Origin of the sequence: Methylobacterium sp. Leaf100, assembly GCF_001422845.1 — a bacterium.
GTDB lineage: Bacteria > Pseudomonadota > Alphaproteobacteria > Rhizobiales > Beijerinckiaceae > Methylobacterium.
Genome location: NZ_LMMW01000051.1, coordinates 1 through 2,662 on the forward strand (window position 1 = coordinate 1; position 2,662 = coordinate 2,662).

3 protein-coding genes are annotated in these 2,662 nt (G+C 65.9%); all 3 read left to right on the plus strand.

Annotation, left to right across the window (positions count from 1 at the left end; translation table 11 throughout):
- The first annotated feature begins 75 nt into the window (after nucleotides 1–75).
- The 3 genes from ASF25_RS17455 to ASF25_RS17465 are packed head-to-tail and all read left to right on the plus strand — an operon-like array spanning nucleotide 76 to nucleotide 2,568.
- On the plus strand, nucleotides 76–1,071 hold the full coding sequence (locus ASF25_RS17455) for a phage portal protein (protein ID WP_348271338.1): 996 nt from the start codon (nucleotides 76–78) through the stop codon (nucleotides 1,069–1,071).
- Nucleotides 1,068–1,604: an HK97 family phage prohead protease gene (locus tag ASF25_RS17460; protein ID WP_056306178.1), complete on the plus strand. Its 537-nt coding sequence runs from the start codon at nucleotides 1,068–1,070 to the stop codon at nucleotides 1,602–1,604. Before ASF25_RS17455 ends, ASF25_RS17460 begins: the two co-directional genes overlap by 4 nt.
- Before the next feature lie 10 nt (nucleotides 1,605–1,614).
- Complete coding sequence (locus ASF25_RS17465; RefSeq protein WP_056306180.1) at nucleotides 1,615–2,568, plus strand: phage major capsid protein; 954 nt, start codon at nucleotides 1,615–1,617, stop codon at nucleotides 2,566–2,568.
- Nucleotides 2,569–2,662: the final 94 nt, after the last annotated feature.

Consider the following 2,662-nt stretch of genomic DNA (forward strand, 5'->3'; position numbering starts at 1 on the left):
GGCCGCGTCATCGAGAAGAATGCAAACGGTCTGAGCCATCGCCCAAACTCGCACGCATCACGCCCCCCGTGAATCATCCGCTCGCGTCAGTGCACTAGGGTGCTGAACCGCCCGGCCCCATGGCTCGGCTCCTACGAGTTCAAGCTCCGGCTGATCTTCGACGCCATCCGCCATGGACAGGCCTTCGCAGTTGCGGCGCGGGCCGGTGGCACGGTACGCGAGCTTCACCGGATCGCACCCGGTAGGATGCGGGTCGAGCACGATCCGGCCACGGGCGAGCCGAGCTACAAGCTCAACGGTCAGACCGGAGGCGACCGCACCTATCGCTGGGCGGACGTGGTGCATCTCGTACCGGTGCCGAGCGACGGCGCGCCGGTCTCCCTGATCTCGCTGGCGCGTGAGGCCATCGGCTTCGCCTCGACCCTGGAGAAACATGGCGCCCGGCTGTTTGGGAACGGTGCGCGGCCCTCCGGCATCTTGAGCTTCGAAGAAAAGCTGAGCCCGGTGGAGATCAAGAACCGGGTGGCGGTGTGGAACGCCGTTCACGGGGGCGGGCGGTCCGGCGGCACGGCCGTGATGGACCGGAAGGCCACGTACACCGGCCTGACCCTCAACTCCGTCGACCTTCAGTATCTCGAACTGCGCCGGCACCAAGTGCTGGAGATCGCTCGCGTCTTCCGCGTACCGCCGCACATGCTCGCCGAGATGGACCGGGCCACGCATGCCAACTCTGAAGAGCTTGGCCTTCAGTTCGTGGCCTACTGCATCCGGCCCTGGTGCGACCTGATCGAGGGTGCCTTCTCGCGGGTGCTGTTCACCGAAGCCGAGCGAGATAATCACTTCGTCGAGTTCCAGCTCGACGACCTTCTCCGCGGCAACATCCTCCAGCGCTTCGACGCCCTCAACAAGGCGATCGGCGGCCCCTGGCTCACCCCGAACGAAGGTCGGGCCGTGGAGAACCGGCCGGACATCGAGGGCGGCAGCAAGCTCAACCTGCCGCAGGGTGTAGCCGCGCCGAACGATGCGCCAGCCGCAGTTGAGCCACCCGCCAACCTTCGAGCCGTCGCATGAAGATCGAGATCGCATCCGGCATCCATCTCGACACGAAGGCCATCGGCGACGACGGCACGTTCGAAGGCTACGCCTCGGTGTTCGGGCACGTCGACTCGCACCGGGACGTGATCGAGGCGGGCGCGTTCAGGGCATCGCTGGCTGAGCGCCCGGCGGCGCGCGTGAAGATGCTGCGCCAGCATAAGCAGGATGAGCCCATTGGCGTCTGGATCTCGGCCGCCGAGGACAGCAAGGGCCTGCACGTAAAGGGGCGCCTCATCCGGGAGGTGCCGCTTGCCGCACAGACCTACGCGCTGATGCGCGAGGGAGCCCTCGACCAACTCTCCATCGGCTTCCGAACCAAGCGTGACCGCTTCGATCGCAAGACCGGTGTTCGTCACGTCGAAGATGTCGACCTGCGGGAGATCTCCGTCGTCACCTTCGGGTCGAACGACAAGGCCGCCATCTCGGCCGTCAAATCCATCCACGATCCCGAGCGCGCGAAACGCATCGTCGCCGCTCTTCACCGCGCCACCGCGGCGCTGCGCTCCTGAGGACAGATTGATGAACTATTACAGCCGCCACGCGCTCGACGCGCTGGAGACCAAGGCCGAGGGCGACGCTCCCGACGTGGAGAAAGCGATCTCGGATCTCACGGCCACGTTCGAGACCCGCATGGGTGAGGTGAAAACCGAACTGAAGGCGCAGAAGGATCGCGCCGACGATCTGGAGGTGAAGCTCAACCGCCCCGGCTCGCATGACCGTAAGGACGGCGAGCCCACGCTGGAGCAGAAGGCCTTCGTCGGCTTCGTCCGCGGTGGTCGTGAAGCTCTCACTCATGACGAGGTGAAGACCCTTCGCGTGGCCGACGATACCGCTGGCGGCTACCTAGCGCCCGATCAGTTCACGACCGAACTCCTGCGCGACCTCGTGCAGTTCTCGCCCGTGCGCGCAGCGGCCCGTGTCGCCACCATGTCGGCTGGCGCGATCAAGATTCCCCGCCGCACGCAAAAAATCACGGCGAAGTGGGTCGGCGAGATCGAGGAGCGCCCTCGCACCGAGCCGGCCTACGGTCAGACCGAGATCACGGCGCATGAGATGTCCTGCTACGTGGATGTCTCAAATCAGCTCCTCGAGGACTCGGCCCTCGACATCGCTGCCGAGCTGTCCTTCGACTTCGCCGAGGAGTTCGGGCGCCTGGAGGGCGAGTCTTTCGTGATCGGCGACGGCAACAAGAAGCCGCTCGGCGTGCTGACGGACCCGACCGTCCCCACCGTGGCCTCTGGTGACGCGACCAAGATCACCCCGGATGCGCTGATCGCCGTGATGTACGCCCTGCCGGCGTTCTACCGGAACCGCGGCGCGTGGATGCTGAACGGCCCGAGCATCGGCAAAATCCGTCTCCTGAAGGATACGGTGGGTCGCTTCCTCTGGCAGGACAGCCTTACCGAGGGCGAGCCGCCGACCTTGCTCGGCCGTCCCGTGATCGAAGCCGTCGACATGCCCGACATCATGTGATCGGCCCCCACGAGGTGGTCCGAGGATAAAGTTAGTGCACGGTTGGCCGCTCCGCCACGGGTAGCTTGGCCGGCGGAGCTGGTCGGGCGAGCGC